Here is a 23,923-nt window from a genome sequence, read left to right on the forward strand (position 1 = left end):
GCACCAAGTAGAGAACGTAGTCGGGAGGTCCCATGTCCACCGGTGAGAAGTTGTTACAAGCACTTCTGATCATCGCCATCTTCTTCGCGGTGATCGCCATCATCTTGGCGGCGACCTCCCGACTGCATTCTCGGGTCGGGGAGATCATCCAGTCGGCGGCCTTCGTGCTGCCGGCGTCGCTCCTGATCGGCGTGGGGTTGCTGTACCCCGCGATCAACTCGATCTACCTGTCCTTCAAGGACCGCTACAGCAACCACTTCGTCGGCTTCGACAACTACAAGACGATCTTCACCGACGCGGATCTGCTCCGCGTACTGGCCAACACCGCGGTGTGGGTCGTGGTGACACCGATCGTCGCCACAGCGATCGGCCTGGTCTACGCCGTCCTGGTCGACCACGCCCGGTTCGAGAAGACCGCGAAGGCCCTGATCTTCCTGCCGATGGCGATCTCGCTCGTCGGCGCCTCCCTGATCTGGAAGTTCGTGTACGACGACCGGATCGGCATCCTCAACGCCACCACCGACGCCCTCGGCCTGGGTCGCCACCACTGGCTGATCAACTCGCCGTGGAACACCTTCTGGCTGATCATCATCCTGATCTGGGTCCAGGCCGGCTTCGCGATGACGGTGCTGTCGGCCTCGATCAAGGCGATCCCCAACGACATCGTGGAGGCCGCTCGCCTCGACGGCGTCGGCGGCTGGCGGATGTTCCGCTACATCACCGTGCCGAGCATCAGGCCGACGATCATCGTCGTGCTCACCACCATCACGATCACCACCCTCAAGGCGTTCGACATCGTGCGCCAGACCACCGGCGGCAACTACAAGACCAGCGTGCTCTCCTACGAGTACTACCGGCAGAGCTTCCAGTCGGCGAACTGGGGCCTGGGCTCCGCCCTCGCCGTGCTGATCTTCGTGCTCGTCCTTCCCGTCGTGATCTACAACATCCGCCAGATGCGTCAGCTGGAGGCCCGATGACCGCCGTACCGCTCCCCGACACCGCCACCCCGGCGCCGTCCCCGAAGCGCGACTCCGCCGCCGCGAGCGCCAAGAAGGCGCTCACCAGCCCCTGGGCCTCACTGGCCGCGTTCGTGATCGCGGTGCTGTGGACGATCCCCACCGCGGGTCTGCTGATCTCCTCGTTCCGCCCGGAGAACGACGTCAAGACCACCGGCTGGTGGCACGTCTTCACCAACCCGCACCTGACCCTGGAGAACTACAAGACGGTCCTGTCCGGTGGCGGCGACGCCTCCCTGGGCGGGTTCGTGATCAACTCGGTCGCCATCACGGTGCCCGCGGTGATCATCCCGATCTTCCTGGCCACGATGGCGGCGTACGCCTTCGCCTGGATGAACTTCAAGGGCCGCAACATCCTCTTCATCGCGATCTTCGCGCTGCAAATCGTCCCGATCCAGGTCACCCTGGTGCCGCTGCTCAAGCTCTACGGCAAGCTCGGCCTGCAGGGCCAGAACGCTCCGGCGGGCGGCTTCTACTCGCTGTGGCTCTCCCACACCATGTTCGCCCTGCCGCTGGCGATCTTCCTGCTGCACAACTTCATGCGCGAGATCCCCGGTGAGCTGATCGAGTCCGCCCGGATCGACGGTGCCACCCACCCGCAGATCTTCCTGCGCCTGATCCTGCCGCTGATGATGCCCGCGATCGCCGCCTTCGGCATCCTGCAGTTCCTCTGGGTCTGGAACGACCTGCTCGTCGCCCTCGTCTTCGGCGGCTACCAGATCTACCCGATCAACGCTCAGCTGGCGGCCCTGGCGGGCACCCGCGGCTCGGACTGGCACCTGCTGGCCTCGGGCGCGTTCGTCTCGCTGATCATCCCGCTGATCGTGTTCCTCTCCCTGCAGCGCTTCTTCGTCCGCGGCCTGCTGGCCGGCTCCGTCAAGGGCTGACCCACCGCGCTGCACCTGCACCAACGAACAAGGCCTTGATCCTCCTCGGAGGATCAAGGCCTTGTTGTTTGCCTCAGTGGTGGGCTCAGCGCTCCGCGAGGTAGGACTGCAGCCAGCGGTACGACGCCTTGGGCGTGCGGTCCTTCGTCTCCGGGTCGACGTGCACGATGCCGAAGTACTTCGTGTAGCCCTCGGCCCACTCGAAGTTGTCCAGCAGCGTCCACACGATGTAGGCGCGGATGTCGGCACCGGCGGCACGGGCCCGCTCGGTGGCGGCGATGTGCCCCTCCAGGTAGGCACGCCGGTCGTCGTCGGCGACCACGCCGTCGACCACCTCGGTGTCGGCGTACGCCGCACCGTTCTCCGTGATCAGGACCGGCACGCCGACCCGCTTCGCGGTGGTGATCAGCAGCTCCTCCAGACCGGCGGGCTCGACCTCCCAGCCGATGTCGGTGCGGGGGTCGCGGACCACGAAGGTGACCGGCTCGACGCCCGGGTAGGCGTCGGTCTCGGGGTGCTGGGTCTCCCCCGGCGCCAGCGGCGCGGCCTTCCCCGGACGGACCGGGGTGTAGTAGTTGATCCCCACCCAGTCCGCCGAGCCCTTGATCAGGTCGAGGTCGCCGTCACGGACCAGCTCGGGGTCGGCGAGCTCCGGGGCGACCCGGAGCAGACCCTCGTCGTAGGCGCCGTCGACCAGCGGGTCGAGCCAGACCCGGTTGCGCACCGCGTCGACACCGTCGGCGGCCAGCAGCAGCTCCGGGTCGTCGCTCTCGGGCCAGATCGGGGCCAGGTTGAGCACGATGCCGACGTCGGAGTTGCCCTGCTCGTGCAGGCGCTGGGCGACCAGACCGTGACCGAGCATCAGGTGGTGGGCGGCGCGGTGGGCCTGGCCTCCGGCACGCAGACCCGGGGCGTGCACCCCGGCGGCGTACCCGAGATAGGCGGCACACCACGGCTCGTTGTGCGTGGCCCAGACCTTGACCCGGTCACCGAGCCGGTCGTGCACGACCATCGCGTAGTCGGCATACGCCTCGGCGGTGCCACGGTCCAGCCAGCCGCCGCGGTCCTCCAGGGCCTGCGGGAGGTCCCAGTGGTAGAACGTGCCCGTCGGCGTCACGCCGCGGGCGAGCATGGCGTCGACCATCCGGTCGTAGTAGTCCAGGCCGCGGGTCTCGATCCGGCCGACGCCGTCGGGGATGATCCGGGGCCAGGCCACCGAGAAGCGGTAGTACTCCACGCCGAGGTCGCCGACCAGCTGGGCGTCCTCCTCGTAGCGGTGGTAGGAGTCCGGCGCGTGGCGCCCGTCCTTGCCGTCCTTGACCGCTCCGGGCTTGGCCGCGAACGTGTCCCAGATGGAGACGCCGCGCCCGTCCTCGGTGATCGCGCCCTCGATCTGGTACGACGCTGTGGCCGCCCCGAACACTAGTTTCTTGCCGTCAGGAAGGTAACGCGTCATACCCCGAATCCTATCGGTGCGGGTGAGCCCGATCACGTTGTCGAGACCCCCGTCCCACCTGCCGGATCGGCCCTGGACGCAGACGCCGGAACGGGCGCTGATTCCCCCCTCCACGAGGAACCAACGCCCGCTCCAGTCGGGTCGGATCGACTAGGCGATCGCACCCGTTCCCAGCGAGACCGTCGCGGACTTCGACGTCCCGCTCGAGGTCTGCCAGGTGACCTTGACCTTCTGCCCCGGGGTGGTTCCGGCGACCAGCTCCTGGAGCTGCGAGGCCGACGTCACGGCGGTGCCGTTGAAGGCGGTGATGGTGTCACCGGCGGTGATGCCGGCCTTCGCGGCGGCCTCCCCGGTGACCACCTCGGCGACGGTAGCGCCGCTCGACGTGGCCGAGAGGCCGACGCCCAGGTAGCCGGTGTAGCCGTAGCTGATCTGGCTCGAGCTGGTGCCCGAGAGGATGTCCTGGGCGATCGACTCGACCGTGCTGGCCGGGATCGCGTAGCCGACCACCGTGCTCGACCCGCTGCTGGCCGCCACGTTCATCCCGACCACGTCGCCCGAGGAGTCGAAGACCGCGCCGCCGGAGTCGCCCGGGACGATGTAGGCGTCGAGCTCGATCAGGTTGCTCAGCGTCGCCGTGTTGCCGTCGTCCTCGGAGACCGTGATGTTCTGGTCGAGGGCGGAGACCGTGCCGGGCGAGGCGGTCAGCGAGCCACCGTCACCTCCGGCGTCACCGACCGAGGTGATCGTGTCGCCGGTGGCGGCCGCCGAGCTGGCGAAGCTGACCGGGGTCAGTCCGCTGGCGTCCTTGAGCCGCAGCACCGCCACGTCGGTGGTGGCGTCGCCGCCGACGTACGTCGCCTCGTAGGTCTTCCCCGTCGACACGTCGGTCACCTTCACCGAGGTCGCGCCCGCCACCACGTGGTGGTTGGTCACGATCACGCCCGAGGAGGTCAGGATCATCCCGGTCCCGGCGGCGGTGCCGCCGTTGAGGGTCGAGGTGATCTCGACCAGGCCCTGGGACTGCGCCGCGGTGGCGTCGCTGGTCGAGTCGGCGGTCGCGCCCTGGGCGCTGGAGCCGCCGCTCTGGGTCGGGTCGGAGAGGCCGAACTGGGAGAAGTCACCGAACTGCGGGTACTGGCCGTACGTCGACGAGCCGGAGCCCGAGCCCGACTCCGACGAGCCGTAGCCGCCGTACCCCTGGGTGCTCTGGCTGCCCTGCGTGCTCTGGCCGTTGCCGTAGGTCTGGAGCGTCTGGCTGTAGCCGTTCTGCGCGGTGCTGGCCTGGTTCGAGCCGGTGTCGTTGTGCCCGTAGACGGCGGCACCGACCCCGGCGGCGGTGCCGCAGCCGACCAGGAAGGCCGCCGTCGCCGCCACCCCGAGACGCCACTTCGCCGGCAGCCGGCGACGGTGCGCCACGGTCGGCTCGGGGGTGGGAGCCGGGGTGGCGAACTGGACCGGGACCCAGGTCGGGGCCTGGGCGGCCGCGGTGGGAACAGGGGTGGCGGCGGTGTCGGTGCCGTCGTTCTCAGGCGTGGGGTTCGAGGCTTCGCTGTCGCTCATCGGTCTCATCTCCAGTTCGTAGGACCTTCATGACGATGCTCTCCACCGAATCTGTGACATCACTGGAAAACGTCGAAGGAGGACCCAGGAACTGCCTACAAGGTTCCTGAGAACGACGATCGGGCCGCCCCCGCAGGGACGGCCCGATTCGTGTCGCTCGGTGCTACTGGAGCTTGCTCAGCGCGGCCTGCACCTTCTCCTCGGCCTGCTTGAGCAGGGCCTCCCGCTTGGCGTAGTCCCCCAGTCGGCCCGCCGCATCGGCGTCGGTGAAGAGGGTCTGGGCCTGGTCGAGGAGCTGCTTGGCCGTCGCGTTGCCGGCCGGGGTGCTCGGCGTCGTCGACGGCGAGGCACCGCCCGACGGCGACGCCGACGGACTGGCCGACGGCGTCGACGAGCCGGTTCCACTGCCCGTCCCGGAGCCGGTGTCCTTCGACACCAGCGCCGAGCTCAGCGCCTCGGCCAGCGTCCTGCCGTAGCCGACCTTGTTGTCGTAGGAGGCCAGCACATAGGCCAGCACCGGGTACGGCGACGTGGTGGCCTGCCGGGCATAGACCGGCATCAGGTACACCAGGCCGTGCGAGCTGGTCGGGATGGTCAGCAGCGAGCCGTAGTTCAGCAGCCCCTGGGAGCTGGTGTACGGCAGCAGCGCCTGCCGGATCGCGGCGTTGTTCTTCATGTCCGAGGCGACCTGGCTCGGCCCCTGGGTCTGCTGGTCGGGTCGCTCCAGCACCTGGATCTTGCCGTAGCCGGCCGACGTCGCATCGGAGTTGACCGTCATCACCGCGGACAGGTTGTTACGCCGGTACGGCGTGAACGTGGTGCTCAACGACCAGGTCTGTGCCTGCGTGCCGGTGGTCGCGTCCTTCTGGTCGAGGAACATCCGGTAGGCGGGCTGCAGCGCCGTCGAGGTCGCCCCCAGGTTCGGGTCGGTGGGGACCTCCCACCAGTCCGAGCCGTTGAGGAAGTCCGACGCACTGGTGACGTGGTACTTGGCCAGCTGGTAGCGCTGCACCTTGAACAGGTCCTCGGGGTAGCGCAGGTGCGGGGTGAGCCACGTCGGGATCTGCGACTTGGCCTTGACCGTCCCGGGGAAGACCTTGGACCAGGCCTTCAGGATCGGGTCGGACTCGTCCCAGGCGTAGAGCGTGACGGTGCCGTCGTACGCGTCGACGGTCGCCTTGACCGCGTTGCGCATGTAGTTGATCTCGTCGGTCGGCACGGTGCGCAGGCCGGTGTCGGTCTTCTGCGAGTCGGCCGTCATCGTCTTGTACGACTCCTTCTCGGCGCCCGGGTAGCGGCTCGTCGTGGTGTAGCCGTCGAGCACCCAGGTGATCCGGCCGTCGGCCACCACCGGGTAGGCGTCGTCGTCCAGCGTCAGCCACGGCGCGACCTTGGCCACGCGCTCCTTGGGGGTGCGGTCGTAGAGCACCTGGGAGTTCGCGTTGACCCGCGAGGAGAGCAGGATGTTCGCCGAGTTGAACTTGATCGCGTAGAGCAGCTGGCGCCAGGTGGAGCCGATCTTGACGCCACCCTTGCCGTCGTACGTCGAGGTGGTGTCCTCGGCGGTCTTCGCCCCCTTGGACGGGTCGGTGACGGTGGTGCCCGACTTGCTGGCGGTGCCCAGGTCGACCTCGACCGGGGCGGCACCCTTCTCGCGTCCGACGATGGAGTACGTCGGCGAGTCCTCGCCGAAGTAGACGCGCTGCTCGAACTCGCCCGGCCCCGCCGTCACCAGGTCGTTCTGGGCCGGCTCGATGCCCTCGGCGAACTGGATGTCGCTCGACTCGGCCGTGTCGGCCTTGTTGCGCTGGTTGGCGTAGGCCGCGATCACACCGGAGCCGTGGGTGTAGACGGTGTGCAGGTTGGTCCAGTTCTGGTCCTTGGTGCTGAGCCCGGACTGGGTCAGCTCACGCACACCGAGCACGAGGGCGCGGTCCTTGCCGGCGATGTCGTAGCGGTCCACGTCCAGGTTGCTGGCCACGCCGTAGTACGACCGGCCCTGCTGCTGCTCCTGGAAGAGGTCGTGCACGAGCTTCGGGTCGACCAAGGGGGCCGAGCGGGTCTGGTTGTCCAGGGCCGTGGCCGTGGTCTCCTGGGCCTTGGCGTCCTGGTCGTAGTTGCTGACCGTGACGTGCTGGTCGTCGATCGCGAACGCCTGCCGGGTCTGGGCGATGTTCGTCGCCTGGTAGGAGTTCTCCTTGTCCTGCTTGGACGGGTTGACCTGGACGCCCTGCACGATCGCGGGCCAGATCAGGCCGAGCAGGATCGCCGAGACCGCCATCAGCGCGACCCCGACACCGGGCAGCAGCCAGGTGCGTCGCCACACGTTGACCAGGAAGAGCACCGCACAGATCAGGGCGATCCCGGTCAGGGTGGACTTCGCCGGCAGCACGGCGTGGTCGTCGGTGAACCCGATGCCGGTGAACAGCGGCGAGTCCGACGTGGTCAGGTCGTAGCGGTCGAGCCAGTAGTCGGCCGCCTTGGCCAGCACGAAGATGGCCAGCAGCACCGAGATCTGCACCTGGGCCGGCCCGGAGAGACGGTCACCGGGGCTCTGCAGCCGGATGCCGCCGTACAGGTAGTGGACGAGCAGGTTGGCGACCACCGCGATCACGGCGGCGGCCATCACGAACGAGACCACCATGTGCAGCCAGGGCAGGTCGAAGACGTAGAAGCCGAGGTCCTTGTGGAAGTACGGGTCCTTCTGACCGAAGGAGCCACCGTGCAGCCACAGCTCGAAGGTGCGCCAGTTGCCGGCCGCCGAGGCGCCGGCGAAGGCACCGCCGACCAGGGAGATGCCGAGCCACAGGTAGGTGCGGATCGGGTTGATCGCCTCGCGGTAGCGCTCGGTGCCCGACTGCAGCATCGCCGGGTGCAGGAACGGGCGGGTGCGGAACGCGGCCCACATCGCCGCCGCCAGCGCCACCGCCATCACCAGGCCGAAGCCGAGGAAGAGGCCGATCTTGACCCACACGATCTTGGTGAAGACCGAGCCGTAGCCGAGCGCGTCGAACCAGAGGTGGTCGGTCCACAGTCCCGCGAAGCCGGTCAGCGCGAAGAGCGCGGCGATCGCGATGATGACCACCCAGATCACGGTCCGGGTGCGGCGCGACACCCCCTGCACGGGTCCGGGGTCGTCAAACAGGTCACTCACTGGTCCTCCTCGAGCACAGCACGGAGGAGATCAACGAGTGCGGGCACCAGATCGTCCCCGGTCACCACGGCCTCGGGCCGATCGTGCACCCGCGAGCGCGCCGCGCAGTACGCCGATCCGGCGCGGGTCACGCCCGCGATCACCCGCATGTGCTCCTGCTCGCCGCCCTCCGCGGTGGGGACGCCCGCCTCGGCGGGCCGCTCCACCACGACCGCGATCCCGACCACGTTGTCGTCGAACGCGATCGTCGGGAGCACCTGCTCCAGCGGCTCGTCGAAGTGGTCCTGCTCGATCGGGGTCAGGCTGCCGGGCTCGATCTGGCCCGGCTCCAGGCCGAGCAGCGAGGCCAGGCTGGGCTGGGCCGCAGCGAACGCGGCGGTGTCGACCAGGGCGTAGAGGGTGGCCGGACGGTCCCAGCCGGACTGGGCGGCGTGGGCCTCCAGCTCCATCACGACGTCGGACAGGGCTGCATCTGGGGCGAAGGTCGACTCACTCATCACGAAGCAGCCTTGCAGGTCGGGAGCGTGGCGTCATGATCGGCGACCCAGCTCTGGATGGACTCACGGGCGTCGTGCATGGTCGTCACCTTCACCAGCCTGATCTTCTTGTTCTCCGCGTCGACGGCGCCGATCGCCTCGTCGCAGTTGTCGGCGGGCACCAGGAAGAGCTTGGCGCCGTCGCGGGTCGCCCCGGCGATCTTCTGCTGGATGCCGCCGATCGCGCCGACCGAGCCGTCGGGCTCGATCTCGCCGGTGCCGGCGATGGTGTTGCCACCGGTCAGGGAGCCGGGCGTGAGGGTGTCGTAGATCGCGAGGCTGAAGATCAGACCCGCGCTGGGGCCACCGATCGAGTCGCTGATGTTGACCCCGACCTTGACCGGGAGGTCGTAGCCGATCCCGATGCTGGCCCCGATCCGCGGCGTGCCGTCGTGGTCCTTCGGGGTGAGGGAGACGTGCAGGGTCTTGCCGTCGCGCACGATGGTGACGTCGCGGGAGGCGCCGGTCGGCGTGCTGCGGATCGCCTTGAGCAGCCCGTCCGGGTCGACCTTCGCGCCGTCGACGGCGACCACCGTGTCGCCGGACTTGAGCTTGCCCGAGGCCGGCTCCCCGCTGACCACCTGGACGATCTTGGTGACCTCGGGGACCTTCGCGCCGAGCTCACGCAGCGCCACCGCGGTCGCGGTGTCCTGGGAGGAGGCCATCTGCGCGGCACCCTCGGCCCGGGACTGGTCGTTGGACTCGCCCTTGGAGTACACCGAGTCCCACGGATAGACGGCGTCGCGCTTGTTCAGCCACGCCCCGACCAGGTCGACCAGGTGCAGCTTGGTGTCGGGCGAGGTCACCGAGACCGTCACCATCCGCAGCTGACCGTCGTCGCGATAGACCTTGTACGACGACCCGCTGGGCACCTCCACGATCGGCTTGCCATCGTTGCTGCCCAGGACGTCCACGGTCAGACCGGGCCGGTAGACGACGTACGGCATCGGCGCGAGGAAGACCACGCCGGCCAGGCAGACCGTCAGCACCAGCGCGATCACCCCCGCCCAGACGCGTCGTGACATCACGAAGCCGGGGTCGCCCGTAGGCGTCGGCGGCGGGGTCGTCTCAGGCCCAGACATGGGCCCAAGACTGTCAGAACCGGCCAACCTGCTTCTGCTGGCCCCGGGCCAGCGCCTCGCCCATCCGCCGCGCGGCCTCCTCGCGGCTCATCTCGGGCCGCTCCCGACCACGCCAGCTCACCCAGAGCGCGGCGAGCACCGTCACCACGACCGCGGGCAGGAGCCAGAGCAGGATCAGCACCCCCTCAGGGTAGGCCGACCCACTCCGTGGAGCCATCGACGAAACGCTGGTGCTTCCAGATCGGCACCCGTTCCTTGAGGGTGTCGATCAGTGCCCGGGTGGCCTCGAAGGCGTCGCCACGGTGGGCCGCCGCGGTGCCGAGCACGACCGCGAGGTCGCCGACCTCCAGGGAGCCGACCCGGTGGATCACGGCCACCGCGCCGACCTGATGGGCGGCGGCGATCTCGGCGGCGACGGCCTCCAGCTCGGCCAGGGCCTGCGGATGCGCCTCGTAGACCAGACCGCTCACCCCGGAGCCGTGATCGTGGTCGCGGACCCGCCCGATGAAGAGGTCGACTCCCCCGCAGGCGGGGTCGTCGAGCGCGGCCATCACCTCGGCCACGTCCAGCGGTGGCTCGCGCAGAGCGACGAGGCGTACGACGTTCACCCGCCTCACCCTAGGGCGTCGCTCCCACCCACACCCTAGTCTTGACCTATGGCTGAGAATCCGAACCCCTTCGGTGGTGGCGACCTCCCGTTCGACCTGAACGCCCTGTTCGCCCAGGTGCAGTCGCTGTTCAGCGACTACGACGGCCCGATCAACTGGCCCGCGACGCTCGACCTCGCCCGCAAGGCCGCTGCGGCCACGCCCGACCCGACCCCGACCGCGGGCCAGTCCTCGGCGACCGCCGACGCGCTCCGGCTCGCGGACCTGTGGATCGACCCCACGACCTCCTTCCCCAGCGGCGTGCAGACCGCCCAGGCCTGGTCCAAGGCCGAGTGGCTGGTCAACACCGCCGACGTGTGGCACGGCCTGATCGAGCCGATCGCCGCGTCCTCGGTGCGCACCGTCGGCAACCAGATGCCCGAGGACCTCAAGGCCGTGGCCGGCCCGTTCTCCGGCTTCATGGGCAAGGCGATCGGCGCGATGATCGCCCAGCAGGCCGGCCAGGGTCTGGGCACCCTCGCCGGCGAGGTGCTGGCCAGCTCCGAGATCGGCATCCCGCTGTCCACCCCCGGCCGGGCCGGGATCCTCACCCAGAACCTCAAGACCTTCGCCGAGGGGCTCGAGGGCGTCTCCGAGGCCGACGTGCTGCTCTACGTCGCGCTGCGTGAGGCGGCCCACCAGCGGCTCTTCGCCGGGGTGCCGTGGCTGCGCCAGCACGTGATCGACGCGGTGACGGCGTACGCCGCCGGGGTCGAGGTCAACCTCGGCGCGATCCAGCGCCAGGTCGAGGACAAGCTGTCGGGGATGAACCCGATGGACCCCGCGGCGATGCAGGAGCTGATGGGCGACGCCAGCCTCTTCGCGATCGAGCCGTCCCCGGCCCAGCGCGCCGCCCAGGAGCGCCTGGAGATCGTGCTGGCCCTGGTCGAGGGCTGGGTGGACGAGATCGTCACCGAGGCCACCCGGGAGCGGATGCCGGCTGCCACCGCGCTGGCCGAGGCGTTCCGTCGTCGGCGTGCCGAGGGCGGCCCGGCCGAGCAGGCCTTCGCCACCCTGGTCGGCCTGGAGTTGCGTCCGCGCCGGCTGCGCGACGCCGCCACGCTGTGGGGCTCGCTGCGGGCCCGGCAGGGTGCCGAGGCGCGCGACGGCGTCTGGATGTCCCCGGCGCTGCTGCCCACCGCCGCCGACCTGGACGACCCGCTCGGCTTCCGTGAGGGTGCCGACGCCCTGGAGCTGACCGACGCCGAGTTCGACGCCGGCCTGCAGGCACTGCTCGACGGTCCGGCCAAGCCTGACACCGACGGCACCGACGGCGCTGACGGCGAGCAGGCGTGAGCCTGTACGACGCCACCCTGGCCGCCCTGCGCGGCTGGACGGCGCCCTCGGCCGAGCAGGCCGCGCTGCGGGACCGGTTCGTGGCCTACCTGGAGTCCGATCCGAACGGCACCTCGCGGACCAGTGCCCCCGACCACATCACCTGTGGCGCACTCGTCCTCGACCACACCGGCACCCGGGTGCTGCTGAACCTGCACGGCAAGGCCGGGATCTGGGTCGCCTTCGGCGGCCACTGCGAGCCCGAGGACGCCTCGCCGCTGGCCGCGGCGACCCGGGAGCTGGCGGAGGAGTCGGGGCTGAGCGCGTTCGAGGTCGACCCCGAGATCGCCCAGCTCGACGTCCATCCGGTGGACTTCTGCACCCCGCACGGCCACGTGCACCACCTCGACATCCGGTTCGTGGCGCGCGCCGGGGCCGACGCGCAGGAGCAGATCAGCGACGAGTCCCTGGACCTGCGCTGGTTCGACGTCGACGACGTGCCCACCCAGGAGGCGTCGATGCTCGCGCTGATCGGGATCGCCCGGGAGCGCTTCGCCGCGGTCGCGGGCTCCTAGGGGCTCTGCGCTGTCGACTCAGTCGACCGGGTCGAGCTCGCGGTCGAACCCCTCGACGTCGTCGAAGTCGTCATCGTCGGTGCCGTCGTCGGCATGGCCCGGCGGCTCGTCCAGGCGCGCGGCGGTGGACCAGCCGAGCAGATAGCCCTTGGCACGCTCGGCCTGCGGGTAGCGGTCCACCCACGCCCAGAACTTGGTGTCGTGGTTGGGCTCCAGCAGGTGGGCGAGCTCGTGGATCAGCACGTAGTCGATCACCCACGACGGCATCGGCTGGAGCCGGGTGCTGAGCCGGATCGCGCGGTCGCTCGGCGTACAGCTGCCCCAGCGCGAGCGCTGGTTGGTCACCCAGCGCACCGACTCCGGGTTGGCCATCCCGCCGAGGTAGGAGTCCGAGAGCGCGCGGGCCCGACGCATCAGGTCGGCGTCGCTGGGCTTCTTGCGCTTGCGCCGCTCCGAGCGCTGCAGCCGGGCGACCATCTGCTCGACCCACTCGGCCTCCTCCTTCTTGGAGAGGCGGTCGGGGATGAGCACGATGATGGTGTCGCCGTCGCGGTAGGCAGAGACCGTCCGGCGCCGACGCTTGCTGCGCCGCACCTCGATCTTCGGGCCACTCCCCGATGGGTCTGCCATGCCTAGACCTTAGGCGTAGCCCAGCCCAGAAGGCGGTCGATCGGCCAGGTGTTCACGATCCGGTCGTGTACCAGCCCGAGCTCCTCGGCCCGTTCGCAGCCGTAGATCTGGAGGTCGAGCTGGCCCGGGGCGTGCGCGTCGGAGTCGATCGAGAACAGGCAGCCGACCTCGATCGCGAGCTCCAGCAGCCGGGTCGGCGGGTCGCGGCGCTCGGGCCGGGCGTTGATCTCGACGGCGACGTCGTGGGCCGCACAGGCCTCGAAGACGGCCCGGGCGTCGAACTCGGACTCCTCGCGCCGGCCACGGCTGCCGCCGGTGAGGCGGCCGGTGCAGTGGCCCAGGACGTTGGTGAACGGGCTCTCCACGGCGGCCACCATCCGGGCGGTCATGGCGCCCGCGGGCATCGCGAGCTTGCTGTGCACGCTCGCCACGCGTACGTCGAGGCGGGCGAGCATCTCCTCGTTCTGGTCCAGACCGCCGTCGTCGAGGATGTCGACCTCGATGCCGCTGAGCAGCCGGAACCGCTCCCCCTTCGCGTTCGGGGCCAGATCGGCGGCCAGGTCGGCGTTGACCTGCTCGATCACGTCGAGCTGCTGGGCCAGCCGGGCCGCGGACAGGCCCCGGGCGACCTTGAGCCGGGGGCTGTGGTCGGTCAGGACCAGGTAGTCGTGGCCGAGCTCGGCGGCGGTGCGGGCCATCTCCGCGATCGGCGATCCGCCGTCGCTCCAGTCGCTGTGGGAGTGCAGGTCGCCGCGCAGCGCGGCGCGGGTCGCCTGGCCCGTGGCGGTCAGCGGGCCGCCGTACTCCTCCTCGACACGCCGAAGACGATCGGGAACTTCTCCGCGGGTCGCCTGGGTGATCACGGCCGCCGTGGTGGCGCCGATGCCGGTCAGCTCGGTGAGGGTACCGGCGGCCACACGGGCGGCGATCTCGTCCTGGCTCAGGGTGCTCAGCGTGGTGACGGCGGCGCGGTAGGCCTTGACCTTGTAGGTGTCCTCACGAGCGCGCTCGAGTAAAAAAGCGATCCGACGCAAGGCCGACACGGCATCTGGGGTGGATTCCACCTCCACAATTTTTCCTCCACACCTGGGGAAACGCCATCCGTGCAGGTCAGAGCGGCGTTTCGGGTCCGACGAGGAGGGGTTACCCACAGCCCTCTCCCTAGGTTGTCTACAGGCTCCACGGCGTTTCGCACAGGCTGTCCACAAGGTTTTCCACAGGGGTGGAATTTTGCGCGTTGACGGCGTTACCGAGGCCTCCTAGGTTTCTTCTTCAGATGAGACCCCCGGCGCCGCCGGACGTCCTGAGCAAGGGGAAGGCCCGGGACGATCCAGGACACCGGGGGTCTCGCTCTCGTTTCGACCGCGACACGCTCACTCGAAGTGTGCTTCACGCTTGAGCGTGCCGTAGGGTCGAGGCGGTTCGGGGCACAGCGCCCCAGCTTCGGCAAGGCCCTCCTCACGAGGACCGAACCGCAATGACCATCGAAATACCTAGGGCAAGGGGGCCATCATGGCTGAGACCTGGAGCGGCGAGTTCTACTGCGTGAAGTGCAAGGAGAAGCGCGAGGCGACCGGCGAGATCAAGGTCAACGACAAGGGCACCAAGATGGCTAAGGCCGTTTGCCCGGTCTGCAGCACCAACCTCAACCGCATCCTCGGCAAGGCCTGAGGATTCGCCTTCGCGAGTTGAGCAACAGACTTCGGCCCCCGGACCACTCGTTTGGTCCGGGGGCCTTGTCGTCGAATTCCGGGTTCACCACCGCCGAGATCCGGGTTCACCACCGGTGAGATCCGGGTTCACCACCGCAGCCTGTGGAGAACTTCCGCGCCGCAGGGACCGTTCGTGCCACCCTCGGCGCCATGAGACGCCCCTTCCTGCGGCCCGGCTTCGAGGTGCTGCGCCGCGACGACCATCACCTGCAGGTCGGACTCGAGCATCCGACCCGCGTCGTACTGCCGGATCACCCTGCCGTACGTCGCCTCCTGCACGATCTCACCGACGGGACGCTCTCGGTGGTGCCGGCCGAGGAGCCTGCGGCGGCGCAGGCACTGACCCGGCTCCGTACGGCGGGCCTGCTGCTGGAGGCCCCGGCCCGGCACGATGAGCGGCACCAGGCCTCGGCGTACGGCCCGGACTGGCCGCGACGGAGCCAGGCGCGTGCGGCCGCCGGTGTCGCCGTCTCGGGCCCCGACGACCTCAGCCGTGCGCTGGCTGCCCTGCTGCACGCCGACGGCATCGGTACCTGCTCCACCGACGCGACCGTGCCGGACCCGCTGCACACCGCGGCCGGTGTCGGTGTGACGGTCGTGATGGTGGCGGGTGTGGTGCCGCGCGAGTCGCTGGACCAGGTCGCTACGCCGACGTTGCCGGTCTCCTTCGCGGAGGGCCGCAGCGAGATCGGCCCGTTCCTGGTCCCGGGGCACAGCCCGTGCCTGCGGTGCGCCGACGCCGCCCGCCGCGACCTCGATCCACGCTGGCCACTCCTGGTCGAGCAGGCCGCCCACCGCGAGGCCATGTCCCCACCGCTTCCGCTGGTGCTGCCCCACCTCGCGCTCGCCCTGATCGCCCGGGACGTACTCGCCTGGATCGACGGCGAGACCCCGGCGACCTGGGGCGCCACAGTCACGATCGACCGCCGCGGGCTGCCGTCGCGCACCCCGTGGGCCCAGCACCCCGCCTGTGGCTGCTCGTGGGCCACCCAGCTCCTCGCCGACGGCGCGTGAGGTGTGGTGAACCCGGATCTCACCCGTGGCGAACCCGGATTTCACCCGTGGTGAACCCGGATCTCGGCGGTGGTTAACCCGGAAGTCGGCGGAGGAGGCGGAAGGCCACACAGACCACCAGGGTGTCGTCGTCGACGGTGAAGGTCGGGTCGTCCAGCTCGGCACGGACCTCGGCCGAGTGCCAGAACTCCTCGTGCCCGGCGCGCCACTGCGCGACGGTGCTGAACCCCTCGCCCTCGGCGATCGCGTGCTCCAGCGTGACGTCGGCCAGCCGGCAGACGGTGACGGCGACGTTCTCGGTGACGCAGACCGGCTGACCGTCCGAGTCGACGACCGCCTCCCGGTCGCCGACCTGCGGCAGCGGCTCGCCGTCGTGCTCCCACCCGATCACCAGCGACGACGTCGAGGTCTTCTCCCCGGCGAGGATGGCGCCCACGAGGCGGTCGCGCAGCGGTCCGGGGAAGGCGTACTCCCCGATCGGCAGATCCTCACTCATCAGGGCGCTCCGGGCGGCGGGACGTCGGCGGGGATGCGGCCGGTGTCAGGGCTCCGGGTGGTGAGGCAGGTGACCAGCTCACCGGGCGTCTCGACGACGGTCCAGCGCGGGCCCTCCCCGATCACGCGGGCGCCCAGGTCGCTCCAGCGCGCCAGCTCGGCGGCCCGGTCGTCGCAGGAGACGTCCAGGTGGGACGAGGTCTCCCCCACCTGCCGCCGCTGGAGCAGCACCCGCAGCGGCCAGGCCGCAGGGGTCCACAGCCGCGCCCAGGCGTCGTCGCCGCGCAGCGGCCAGCCGGTCAGGGCCGCCCAGAAGGCGCACTCGGCGTCCCAGGCCTCCGAGGCGATGTCGAGGCAGACCTGATCGACGCGCGAGCGTCCGCCGGGCCAGGCAGCCGGCGCCGGGGCGATCGGAGCGTTGGTGCCGGAGTCGGGGAGGAGACAGAACGGCACCCCGGCGGGTGAGGCCATCACGGCGTACGACGTCTGGGTGACGAGACGGGCGCCGTGCCGCTCCGCGTGGCGGACGGCCCCGGCGAGGTCGACGCTGCCCGAGGCACCCGGTCCGACGTGCAGATCGAGGTGGACACCGGGCTCACCGTCGATCAGACGCTGGAGCCAGAGGTAGGGGGTGCCGGTCTCGGGCTGGAGCACGGCGTAGTTGGGGTCGTTGTCCGAGGACAGCTGGGGGCGGAACCCGGTCGCGGCACCCCAGAACGCCTTCCCGAGGCCGAAGCTCTCGTCGGGGAGGTCGAGGGTGGCGTTGAGCCAGGTCCAGGTGGGGGCCACGGTGGCCGCGACGTCGTTCATCGCGGCCACCGTAGCGGCTCACCGGCTCGGGCGAGGGTCACAGTGCCCGAGCGAGTGCGAGGCGTGCTGCCTGGGCGGCACGCTCTGCCTTGCGGGCCAGACGCCGGGCTCGGGCGATCTCATAGGAACGCCGGATCTCGGTCGCCTGGCTCAGGTGCGCCTCGGAGTGAGCGCGCACCAGGTCTTCGGCCATGAAGTCCACGGTGGTGTCTCCTGAAGGTGAGGTGATGGCGGAACGGGTGGAAGGTCCACGGCTCATGCCGCGTCCTTGCGCGGCCGCCCACGCGGCCGCTTCCGGGGGATGACGACGCCCTGGAGGAAGAGCTCGCCACCCCACACGCCCCACGGCTCGCGGCGCGCGAGGGCACCGTCGAGACAGAGGGACTGCAGGGGGCATGCCAGGCACAGGGCCTTGGCGGACTCGACGTCGCTGGGCGACTCGGCGAACCACAGCTCCGGGTTGTTCACCCGGCAGGGAAGCAGTTCGCGATTGACCGTGTCCGCCAGGTAGGCGAGCCCAGCCTCGGGCGCCTGGTAGGCGCGATCGAGAACGCTGGTGGTCATGACAGATCTCCTAGGGGTGAGTGGGCGAATGACGTTGTGAAAAATCGGGGTCTGAGAAACAGAAAGGCCGCGGACCCGTTGTTCGGGTTCCGCGGCCTGGTGGCTGCTGATCGTCGTTCCTACGACGTCAGTGAGCTCCAGGCAGGGGTCCCCCATCGGGTGGCCGTTGCGGCCCAAATACCGGTCGTGACATTGCGGCCCTCGGGACGGAGGTGGTCGCAGACGACGGCGGACAGCACGGAAGACGGCTTGTAAGCCGGCTTGAGCGTCTTCAGCTTCATCATCAGGGCCACCTCCTCGGCGGGATCACACACGAACCACTCGTGCTTTTTCGGGACGAGATGACCCTACGAGTCATCCCAGGGAGAGCGCAAACGAATTAATTCATTTGTTTCTGAACGTGCTTCTGAACGCGCCTGGATCAGGCGGAGACGTGGGCCTGAACGACCTCGAGCACTGCCTCGCCGTAGGTCTCCAGCTTGGTCCGCCCGACACCGTGCAGACGGAGCAGCTGAGCCATCGAGGTCGGCGCGGCCTCGGCGATCGCCTCCAGGGTGGCGTCGGTGAAGACCACGAACGCAGGCTTGGAGATCTCCTCCGCGGTCGCCTTGCGCCACGAGCGCAGCGCCTCGAACAGCGCCTCGTCGTACGGCGCCGGGCACTCCTCGTGACGGCGTCGGGCCTTCTCGGTCGACGTGGTCAGCGGCCGGCCGCAGCCCTGGCACATCCGGGCGCCGCGGCTGCCGCGGGAGGCGGCCGGGGCGGGACGGGCGGAGTCGGGCAGCAGCGGCTCCAGGAACCGCGAGGGCTTGCGAGAGCCGCGCCCGCCGGGCTGGCGAGCGGCAGCCCACGACAGCGACAGGTCGCGTCGGGCGCGGGTGATGCCGACGTACAGCAGGCGTCGTTCCTCCTCGATCGCGGCCGGCGAGTCGAGGGAGTAGGAGAACGGCAGCGTGCCGTCCTGGAGGCCGACGAGGAAGACCGAGTCCCACTCCAGGCCCTTGGCGGCGTGGAACGTCGCCAAGGTGACCGAGTCGGCGACGGGGGCGTGCTGGTCGGCGGCGCGATGGTCGAGGTCGTCGACGAAGTCGGAGAGGCTCGCCGACGGGTTGGCCTCGACGTACGCCGTGGCCTGGTCGACCAGGGCCTGCCAGGACTCCCACCGGTCGCGGACCTGGCCCCGCGCCGAGGGCGGCTGCTGGGTCCAGCCCATCCCGGCCAGGGTGGCGTGCACCGTCTCCAGCAGCTCGTCGGCCTCACCGGAGCGGGCCGCACCGCGAAGCCGGGTGACGGCCTCACGGACCTCGGCACGGTCGAAGAAGCGTGCCGCACCGCGCACCGTGTAGGGGATGCTCGCCGCCGACAGAGCCTCCTCGTAGGCCTCGGACTGGGCGTTGATCCGGAACAGGATCGCGATCTCGGAGTAGGGCCGGCCCTCGGCCCGCAGCGCCTTGATCTGGGCCGCCACCGCGCTGGCCTCGGCGACCTCGTCGGTGCGGCCGAAGAAGCCGACCGCGGGCCCCGCCGGACGCTGGGCGCGCAGGTCGACGCCGGCCGACTCGGTGCCCTTGAGCAGGTCGTTGGCGATGGTGATCACCTGCGGCGTGGAGCGGTAGTTGCGGACCAGCTCGATCGAGGTGACGTGGTCGAACTTGCGGGTGAAGCCGCGCAGGTAGTCGGCGTCGGCACCAGCGAAGGAGTAGATGGTCTGCGCCGGATCGCCCACGACGCAGATCTCGTCGCGGCCACCGAGCCACAGGTCGAGCAGGGCCGACTGGAGCGGGGAGACGTCTTGGAACTCGTCGACGACGAACCACTTGTACTGCCGGCGCACCTGGGCCGCGACCCGTTCGTCCTCGGCGAGCATCCCGGCGGTGAGGAGGAGCACGTCCTCCATGTCCATCCGGCCCTGGCCGCGCTTGGTCTCCTCGTAGGCGGCGAAGACCTTGCCCACCGAGGCCGGATCGACGCCGTCGACCGAGCGACCGCGCCGCGGTGCGACCTGGGCGTAGGAGTCGGGGTGGACGTTGGAGACCTTGGCCCACTCGATCTCGGAGGCGAGGTCGCGCAGGGTGGCCTGGTCGGTGCTCATCCGCTGCCGCCGGGCCGCCTGGCCGACGATCGGGAGCTTGGACTCGATCAGCGAAGGCAGCTCGGTCTTGTAGACGTGCGGCCAGAAGTAGCGCAGCTGGCGCAGCGCGGCGGAGTGGAAGGTGCGGGCCTGAACCGCCCCGGCGCCCATCCCCCGCAGCCGCGCCCGCATCTCGCCGGCGGCGCGGGTGGTGAAGGTGACGGCGAGGATCTCGCTGGGGGCGTAGACGCCGGTGGCGACGCCGTACGCGATCCGGTGCGTGATCGCCCTGGTCTTGCCCGTGCCGGCTCCGGCCAGGACCCGCACGGGGCCTCGCAACGCCTCGGCGACCCGCCGCTGCTCGGGGTCCAGCGCGTCGAGCAGAAGGTCGGGGTCAGGCACGCGATCAACCCTAGACTCCCCCGCCGACAGAACCCGATCGACGGGTCAGTCGCAGTAGTCGCAGGCCTTCGAGCCGGCCGGCAGCTGCATGAAGCAGCGCGGGCAGACCGCCGGGGCGGGCGTCTCGGGCACGGCCGGGGTCGGCCGGGCGGTGGCGCGGGTCGGCCGCGCGGAGCCGGGCACCCGCGAGCGGGCGGACTTGAGGGTGTCGGCGGCGATCGCCTCGCGCAGGCTCATCACGGTCAGCTCGAGCCGGGTCAGGACCGTCCGCAGGTCGGCGGGCAGCTCGTCCTCGCTCAGCAGGTCACCGGTGAGCTTGCGGTACGCCGCCACGACCAGCACCCGGGCGTCGTACTGCTTCCCGCGCTCGACCACCATCAGGTCGGCGGCCTCGGCGTCGAGGCCGAGCTCCTCGTAGCGCTCGCTCAGCGCCTCCGGATCCTTCGGGTAGTCCCGGATGGCCGCGAGAAGGTTGATCTTGGACAGGCGACCTAGGGAAGACACACCCTCAGGGTAAGGACTCCGTGCCCGGCCGAGCCAGTTTGACGTCGGCCCGGCGGACGGACCGGACACCGAGGTCGGCACGTCGCTCGGCCCACATCCGCTGCCCGGCCCGCGCCTGCGCGATCAGGTCGGGGTCGAGCGCGGCGATCGCGAGCCCCTCGCCGCCCTCGACCCGGGCCACCGCCGTGCCGAACGGGTCGTAGATCGCGGTGCCGCCGATGAAGGAGCTCGGCGCCCCGACCAGGCCCGCGAACGCGACGTAGATCCCGTTGTCCAGAGCCCGTGCGGCCATGTGCAGCTCGCAACGGCGCTCGCCGCCGGGGAAGAACGCCCCGCTGCACAGGTAGGCCTCGACGCCGTCGGCCGCCGCGTCAGCGGCGTGCTCGGGGAAGTTCGCGTCGTAGCAGACCGCCAGGCCGAGCCGCCGCTCGGCGACGACCAGGCTCGCCCCGCCCTCACCGGCGACGAAGCGGTGCCGCTCGGAGGCGTAGAGATGCTGCTTCGCGTACGCCGCCACGGGCCGCTCCCCCGGCGCCAGCACCACATCGGCCAGCCGAGCCGCCCCAGCACCGGAGAGTGCGGTGTTGAGCACCACCACCGCACCGGTCTCCTCGACCGCCGCCTGGAGCGGGGCGACCCACCGGTCCTCGTCGAGCCGCGGCAGCGCGCGGGCGAACACCTGGTCGTCGTACCCGGTGACGAAGGCCTCCGGGAAGAGCACCACGTCGGCCCCGGCCTCGGCCGCGCGGCGCACCCACCGGGCCGCGGAGGCGACATTGCGCTCGACCTCGCCGGGGAGCGCTTCGGCCTGGACGGCGGCGAGGGTGAGCACCTGCTCAGCCTAGGGTCGCGGCCGTCCGCACCGCCGCGCAGACCGCGACCACCTAGAACATGTTCTACTATTGCCTCACCTCTCCCCTGCCGACAGGACTCCCCATGCGCACCCTGCACAACCGCGTCGCCGTGATCACCGGTGCCGGCTCCGGCATCGGCCGTGAGATCGCCCTGGACCTCGCCACGAGGGGCTGCCACATCGCCGCGGTCGACATCCGTCCCGAGGGGATCGAGGAGACCGCGGCGGCGGTGCGTGAGCTCGGTCGGCACGCCTCCACCCATGTCGCCGACGTCTCCGACGCCACCCGGATGGCGGCGCTGCCAGCGGAGGTGGTCGCCGCGCACGGGCGGGTGCACATCCTGGTCAACAACGCCGGTGTGACCTCAGCAGGTGTCTTCGAGCAGGAGCGGATCGAGGACCTGCAGTGGATCGTCGGGATCAACATGTGGGGCGTCGTGCACGGCTGCCATGCGTTCCTGCCGCTGCTCAAGGAGGCCGACGAGGCGCACATCGTCAACGTCTCCTCGATGGTCGGACTGATGGGGATGCCGCACAACGCCAGCTACGCGCTGACCAAGGGGGCGGTGAAGACCTTCTCCGAGGCGCTCCGTGCCGAGTTGGTCGCCACCGAGGTCGGCGTCACCACCGTCTTCCCCGGCGCCCACCGGACCGCGATCACCGAGGGCGCCCGCGGCTCGATGGGCACCAAGCTCACCGAGATGGGGCGCTCCCGGTTCACCGGCATCGCGATGCGCTCCCCCCAGCGCCTGGCCCGTCGGGTCGGCAACGCCATCGAGCACGGCCGGGCCCGGGTCGTGGCCGGCCCGGACGCCCACCTGATCGACGCCTGGGCGCGGATCGCGCCGGGCCGGATCGGCCTACTGGGTCACGTGACGGGGCGCGGGGCGTCCTGAGCCCGCATGGGAACAAACCCTCGCCCCCAGCTCGTTGGCCCGACATGAGCACTGCGACCTTCACGATGTACTCCACCCCCTGGTGCGGCTACTGCCAGCGCCTCAAGGCCCAGCTCGGCCGCGAGGGGATCACCTTCGAGGAGATCGACATCGAAGCGGTGCCGGGCACCGCGGAGATCGTGGAGAAGGTCAACAACGGCAACCGGACCGTGCCCACGCTGGTCTACAGCGACGGCTCCGCGCAGACCAACCCGAGCCTGCGCGACGTCAAGGAGAAGCTGGCCTCCCTCGGCTGAGGCCTGCCCCCGGCCGCGTCGCGATGCGATGATGCCCCTATGGGCATCTCCACTCGACTGCTGAACGACGGCGAGGACGTCGTCGTCAGCACGCGCACGCACCCCAAGGCGCTGATCCTCCCGGCCATCGTGCTGGTGGTCAGCCTCGCGATCGGGCTGGCGGTGCAGATCCGCACCAGCACCGCGATCCTCCAGATCGTGGTCTGGATCCTGGTCGTGGCCGCGTTCGTGATCTGGTGTGTGTGGCCGTTGATGAACTGGCTCGCGGCGACGTACACGATCACCAACCGTCGCCTGATCACCCGGCACGGGGTGCTGACCCGGCGCGGGCACGACATCCCGCTCTCGCGCGTCAGTGACGTCGAGTACGAGATGGACCTGATCGACCGGGTGCTGGGCTGCGGCACCCTGATCATCAGCGACGCCAGTACCGACGGCGAGGTGAAGCTCCCCGACATCCCGCGCGTCGAGGAGGTCCAGCGTCAGCTGAACCACCTGATCCACGTCACCGACGGTGGCAAGCGGGGCGAGTGATTACCAGCTCCCCGGCAGGCGGTGACCCATCCAGCCCTCGATCAGGGACCTGCTGATCGAGACGCCGCCGGGGAGCACCAGGGTGCCGGCCTGGGCGCCCTCGAGCAGCTGGGCCCGGGTGAACCAGCCGACCTCGGCCAGCTCGTCGTCGTCCAGGGAGGTGTCGCGCGAGAGCGCGGTGCCGGTGAAGCCGAGCATCATCGACGCCGGCAGCGGCCAGGGCTGGTTGCCGACGTAGGAGACAGCTCCCACCCGTACGCCGGCCTCCTCGGCCACCTCGCGCCGGACCGCGTCCTCCAGGGACTCCCCCGGCTCGCAGAACCCCGCCAGAGTGGAGAACCGACCCACCGGCCACTCGCCCTTGCGCCCCAACAGGCAGGCCTCCTCGGGAGAGCCCGGCTCGCCGTGGGTGATCAGCATGATCACGGCCGGGTCGGTGCGCGGGAAGTGCTGGTGACCGTCACTGCAGACCAGCACGTGGCCCGAGGACTGCAGCACCAGCGGCCCACCACAGCGGGAGCAGAACCGGGTCGCGGCCAGCCACTCGGCCATCCCGATCGCGTGGAAGACCAGCGACGGGCTCGCCTCGGGTGCCGTCTCGGCGACCGGCGCGTCCTGATCGGGCAGCCGCACCCCAGCCAGCTCGGGCAGCAGCGCCCGCAGCGGGCGCCAGGTCTCGGCGGCGTGATCCTTGCCGACGATGACGGCGAAGAAGGTCCGGCCACGGAACTCGCCCAGCAGCAGGCGATGCCCCTCAGGAGCCTGCCGCGGGCTCACCCAGGTCAGCGGGGAGGCGACCTTCGTGCGTGCCACCACCAACACCCGCGACGACGGGTCGGCCCACCGTTCGGCCTCCCAGTCATCATCCCCGCGATGCAACGCGAGCCTGTCGTGCGCGCCCTCGTGCAGGCGTTCGTGGGCATGGATCACACCCCCCAACGTAGACCTGCG

Annotated in this window: 26 protein-coding genes; 9 read left to right on the top strand and 17 right to left on the bottom strand. The window is 70.4% G+C overall.

Annotated features, from left to right (window positions below; translation table 11 throughout):
• The first annotated feature begins 32 nt into the window (after window positions 1-32).
• On the top strand, window positions 33-977 hold the full coding sequence (locus Q1V88_RS14140) for a sugar ABC transporter permease (protein ID WP_300681931.1): 945 nt from the start codon (window positions 33-35) through the stop codon (window positions 975-977).
• Entirely contained in the window at window positions 974-1,903 is a 930-nt protein-coding gene (locus tag Q1V88_RS14145) for a carbohydrate ABC transporter permease (protein WP_300681932.1), read from the top strand. The genes Q1V88_RS14140 and Q1V88_RS14145 overlap by 4 nt, the downstream gene beginning before the upstream one ends.
• 85 nt (window positions 1,904-1,988) lie before the next feature.
• Here Q1V88_RS14145 and Q1V88_RS14150 read toward each other — a convergent pair whose 3' ends face one another.
• The 7 genes from Q1V88_RS14150 to Q1V88_RS14180 form a co-directional block, all read right to left on the bottom strand.
• On the bottom strand, window positions 1,989-3,359 hold the full coding sequence (locus tag Q1V88_RS14150; RefSeq protein WP_300681933.1) for a GH1 family beta-glucosidase: 1,371 nt from the start codon (window positions 3,357-3,359) through the stop codon (window positions 1,989-1,991).
• A 150-nt stretch (window positions 3,360-3,509) separates the two neighbouring features.
• Window positions 3,510-4,922 (bottom strand): trypsin-like peptidase domain-containing protein, encoded by a 1,413-nt coding sequence (locus Q1V88_RS14155; protein ID WP_300681934.1) that lies wholly within the window; start codon window positions 4,920-4,922, stop codon window positions 3,510-3,512.
• Window positions 4,923-5,085: 163 nt separating this feature from the next.
• Window positions 5,086-8,076 (bottom strand): UPF0182 family protein, encoded by a 2,991-nt coding sequence (locus Q1V88_RS14160; protein WP_300681935.1) that lies wholly within the window; start codon window positions 8,074-8,076, stop codon window positions 5,086-5,088.
• Window positions 8,073-8,573 carry a PPA1309 family protein gene (locus Q1V88_RS14165; RefSeq protein WP_300681936.1) on the bottom strand — a complete coding sequence of 167 codons (501 nt, stop codon included), beginning with the start codon at window positions 8,571-8,573 and terminating at the stop codon, window positions 8,073-8,075. The genes Q1V88_RS14160 and Q1V88_RS14165 overlap by 4 nt, the downstream gene beginning before the upstream one ends.
• Complete coding sequence (locus Q1V88_RS14170) at window positions 8,573-9,694, bottom strand: PDZ domain-containing protein (RefSeq protein ID WP_300681937.1); 1,122 nt, start codon at window positions 9,692-9,694, stop codon at window positions 8,573-8,575. Before Q1V88_RS14170 ends, Q1V88_RS14165 begins: the two co-directional genes overlap by 1 nt.
• Before the next feature lie 13 nt (window positions 9,695-9,707).
• Entirely contained in the window at window positions 9,708-9,875 is a 168-nt protein-coding gene (locus tag Q1V88_RS14175) for a hypothetical protein (protein WP_300681938.1), read from the bottom strand.
• Between the two features lie 4 nt (window positions 9,876-9,879).
• Window positions 9,880-10,302 (bottom strand): molybdenum cofactor biosynthesis protein MoaE, encoded by a 423-nt coding sequence (locus Q1V88_RS14180; RefSeq protein WP_300681939.1) that lies wholly within the window; start codon window positions 10,300-10,302, stop codon window positions 9,880-9,882.
• A gap of 48 nt (window positions 10,303-10,350) precedes the next feature.
• Between Q1V88_RS14180 and Q1V88_RS14185 the strand changes: the two genes are divergently transcribed.
• Both Q1V88_RS14185 and Q1V88_RS14190 read left to right on the top strand, forming a co-directional pair.
• Complete coding sequence (locus tag Q1V88_RS14185) at window positions 10,351-11,637, top strand: zinc-dependent metalloprotease (RefSeq protein ID WP_300681940.1); 1,287 nt, start codon at window positions 10,351-10,353, stop codon at window positions 11,635-11,637.
• Window positions 11,634-12,191 (top strand): NUDIX domain-containing protein, encoded by a 558-nt coding sequence (locus Q1V88_RS14190; RefSeq protein ID WP_300681941.1) that lies wholly within the window; start codon window positions 11,634-11,636, stop codon window positions 12,189-12,191. Before Q1V88_RS14185 ends, Q1V88_RS14190 begins: the two co-directional genes overlap by 4 nt.
• Window positions 12,192-12,209: 18 nt before the next feature.
• Here Q1V88_RS14190 and Q1V88_RS14195 read toward each other — a convergent pair whose 3' ends face one another.
• Window positions 12,210-12,821: a M48 family metallopeptidase gene (locus Q1V88_RS14195; protein WP_300681942.1), complete on the bottom strand. Its 612-nt coding sequence runs from the start codon at window positions 12,819-12,821 to the stop codon at window positions 12,210-12,212.
• Between the two features lie 2 nt (window positions 12,822-12,823).
• The gene (locus Q1V88_RS14200; RefSeq protein ID WP_300681943.1) at window positions 12,824-13,864 is read right to left on the bottom strand and encodes a PHP domain-containing protein; all 1,041 of its coding nucleotides are present in this window, start codon (window positions 13,862-13,864) and stop codon (window positions 12,824-12,826) included.
• A 469-nt stretch (window positions 13,865-14,333) separates the two neighbouring features.
• Here Q1V88_RS14200 and Q1V88_RS14205 point away from each other — a divergent pair, with 469 nt between their 5' ends.
• Window positions 14,334-14,492 (top strand): DUF5679 domain-containing protein, encoded by a 159-nt coding sequence (locus tag Q1V88_RS14205; protein WP_227782839.1) that lies wholly within the window; start codon window positions 14,334-14,336, stop codon window positions 14,490-14,492.
• 191 nt (window positions 14,493-14,683) lie between these two features.
• Window positions 14,684-15,547 (top strand): hypothetical protein, encoded by an 864-nt coding sequence (locus tag Q1V88_RS14210; protein WP_300681944.1) that lies wholly within the window; start codon window positions 14,684-14,686, stop codon window positions 15,545-15,547.
• A 73-nt stretch (window positions 15,548-15,620) separates the two neighbouring features.
• Here the strand turns inward: Q1V88_RS14210 and Q1V88_RS14215 are convergent, their stop codons facing one another.
• From Q1V88_RS14215 to Q1V88_RS14245, 7 genes are all read right to left on the bottom strand, one after another.
• Window positions 15,621-16,043: an ASCH domain-containing protein gene (locus tag Q1V88_RS14215; protein WP_300681945.1), complete on the bottom strand. Its 423-nt coding sequence runs from the start codon at window positions 16,041-16,043 to the stop codon at window positions 15,621-15,623.
• Window positions 16,043-16,852 (bottom strand): VOC family protein, encoded by an 810-nt coding sequence (locus Q1V88_RS14220; RefSeq protein ID WP_300681946.1) that lies wholly within the window; start codon window positions 16,850-16,852, stop codon window positions 16,043-16,045. The genes Q1V88_RS14215 and Q1V88_RS14220 overlap by 1 nt, the downstream gene beginning before the upstream one ends.
• 37 nt (window positions 16,853-16,889) lie before the next feature.
• The gene (locus Q1V88_RS14225) at window positions 16,890-17,045 is read right to left on the bottom strand and encodes a hypothetical protein (protein WP_300681947.1); all 156 of its coding nucleotides are present in this window, start codon (window positions 17,043-17,045) and stop codon (window positions 16,890-16,892) included.
• Window positions 17,046-17,107: 62 nt separating this feature from the next.
• Window positions 17,108-17,416, bottom strand: coding sequence for a WhiB family transcriptional regulator (locus Q1V88_RS14230; RefSeq protein WP_300681948.1), 309 nt, complete (start codon window positions 17,414-17,416; stop codon window positions 17,108-17,110).
• Window positions 17,417-17,837: 421 nt separating this feature from the next.
• The gene (locus Q1V88_RS14235; protein WP_300681949.1) at window positions 17,838-19,889 is read right to left on the bottom strand and encodes an ATP-dependent helicase; all 2,052 of its coding nucleotides are present in this window, start codon (window positions 19,887-19,889) and stop codon (window positions 17,838-17,840) included.
• 45 nt (window positions 19,890-19,934) lie between these two features.
• On the bottom strand, window positions 19,935-20,393 hold the full coding sequence (locus tag Q1V88_RS14240; RefSeq protein WP_300681950.1) for a hypothetical protein: 459 nt from the start codon (window positions 20,391-20,393) through the stop codon (window positions 19,935-19,937).
• A 4-nt stretch (window positions 20,394-20,397) separates the two neighbouring features.
• On the bottom strand, window positions 20,398-21,225 hold the full coding sequence (locus Q1V88_RS14245) for a carbon-nitrogen hydrolase family protein (RefSeq protein WP_300681951.1): 828 nt from the start codon (window positions 21,223-21,225) through the stop codon (window positions 20,398-20,400).
• Between the two features lie 104 nt (window positions 21,226-21,329).
• On the opposite strand from Q1V88_RS14245, the gene Q1V88_RS14250 reads away from it, so the two are divergent.
• From Q1V88_RS14250 to Q1V88_RS14260, 3 genes are read left to right on the top strand one after another with little or no spacing between them, the layout of a single operon-like run.
• On the top strand, window positions 21,330-22,142 hold the full coding sequence (locus Q1V88_RS14250; protein WP_300681952.1) for an SDR family NAD(P)-dependent oxidoreductase: 813 nt from the start codon (window positions 21,330-21,332) through the stop codon (window positions 22,140-22,142).
• Window positions 22,143-22,186: 44 nt separating this feature from the next.
• Window positions 22,187-22,438 carry a mycoredoxin gene (locus tag Q1V88_RS14255; RefSeq protein WP_300681953.1) on the top strand — a complete coding sequence of 84 codons (252 nt, stop codon included), beginning with the start codon at window positions 22,187-22,189 and terminating at the stop codon, window positions 22,436-22,438.
• Between the two features lie 39 nt (window positions 22,439-22,477).
• On the top strand, window positions 22,478-22,972 hold the full coding sequence (locus Q1V88_RS14260) for a PH domain-containing protein (RefSeq protein WP_300681954.1): 495 nt from the start codon (window positions 22,478-22,480) through the stop codon (window positions 22,970-22,972).
• Here the strand turns inward: Q1V88_RS14260 and nudC are convergent, their stop codons facing one another.
• Complete coding sequence (gene nudC / locus Q1V88_RS14265; protein ID WP_300681955.1) at window positions 22,973-23,902, bottom strand: NAD(+) diphosphatase; 930 nt, start codon at window positions 23,900-23,902, stop codon at window positions 22,973-22,975.
• Window positions 23,903-23,923 lie beyond the last annotated feature (21 nt).

The organism is Nocardioides sp. (genome assembly GCF_030150155.1).
Lineage (GTDB): Bacteria > Actinomycetota > Actinomycetes > Propionibacteriales > Nocardioidaceae > Nocardioides.

Coding starts and splice junctions, on each gene's coding strand:
- Q1V88_RS14140 (WP_300681931.1), top strand. CDS start 33: ATGTCCACCGGTGAGAAGTTGTTACAAGCACTTCTGATCATCGCCATC.
- Q1V88_RS14145 (WP_300681932.1), top strand. CDS start 974: ATGACCGCCGTACCGCTCCCCGACACCGCCACCCCGGCGCCGTCCCCG.
- Q1V88_RS14150 (WP_300681933.1), bottom strand. CDS start 3,359: ATGACGCGTTACCTTCCTGACGGCAAGAAACTAGTGTTCGGGGCGGCC.
- Q1V88_RS14155 (WP_300681934.1), bottom strand. CDS start 4,922: ATGAGCGACAGCGAAGCCTCGAACCCCACGCCTGAGAACGACGGCACC.
- Q1V88_RS14165 (WP_300681936.1), bottom strand. CDS start 8,573: ATGAGTGAGTCGACCTTCGCCCCAGATGCAGCCCTGTCCGACGTCGTG.
- Q1V88_RS14170 (WP_300681937.1), bottom strand. CDS start 9,694: ATGTCTGGGCCTGAGACGACCCCGCCGCCGACGCCTACGGGCGACCCC.
- Q1V88_RS14185 (WP_300681940.1), top strand. CDS start 10,351: ATGGCTGAGAATCCGAACCCCTTCGGTGGTGGCGACCTCCCGTTCGAC.
- Q1V88_RS14195 (WP_300681942.1), bottom strand. CDS start 12,821: ATGGCAGACCCATCGGGGAGTGGCCCGAAGATCGAGGTGCGGCGCAGC.
- Q1V88_RS14205 (WP_227782839.1), top strand. CDS start 14,334: ATGGCTGAGACCTGGAGCGGCGAGTTCTACTGCGTGAAGTGCAAGGAG.
- Q1V88_RS14210 (WP_300681944.1), top strand. CDS start 14,684: ATGAGACGCCCCTTCCTGCGGCCCGGCTTCGAGGTGCTGCGCCGCGAC.
- Q1V88_RS14215 (WP_300681945.1), bottom strand. CDS start 16,043: ATGAGTGAGGATCTGCCGATCGGGGAGTACGCCTTCCCCGGACCGCTG.
- Q1V88_RS14220 (WP_300681946.1), bottom strand. CDS start 16,852: ATGAACGACGTCGCGGCCACCGTGGCCCCCACCTGGACCTGGCTCAAC.
- Q1V88_RS14225 (WP_300681947.1), bottom strand. CDS start 17,045: ATGGCCGAAGACCTGGTGCGCGCTCACTCCGAGGCGCACCTGAGCCAG.
- Q1V88_RS14230 (WP_300681948.1), bottom strand. CDS start 17,416: ATGACCACCAGCGTTCTCGATCGCGCCTACCAGGCGCCCGAGGCTGGG.
- Q1V88_RS14250 (WP_300681952.1), top strand. CDS start 21,330: ATGCGCACCCTGCACAACCGCGTCGCCGTGATCACCGGTGCCGGCTCC.
- Q1V88_RS14255 (WP_300681953.1), top strand. CDS start 22,187: ATGAGCACTGCGACCTTCACGATGTACTCCACCCCCTGGTGCGGCTAC.
- Q1V88_RS14260 (WP_300681954.1), top strand. CDS start 22,478: ATGGGCATCTCCACTCGACTGCTGAACGACGGCGAGGACGTCGTCGTC.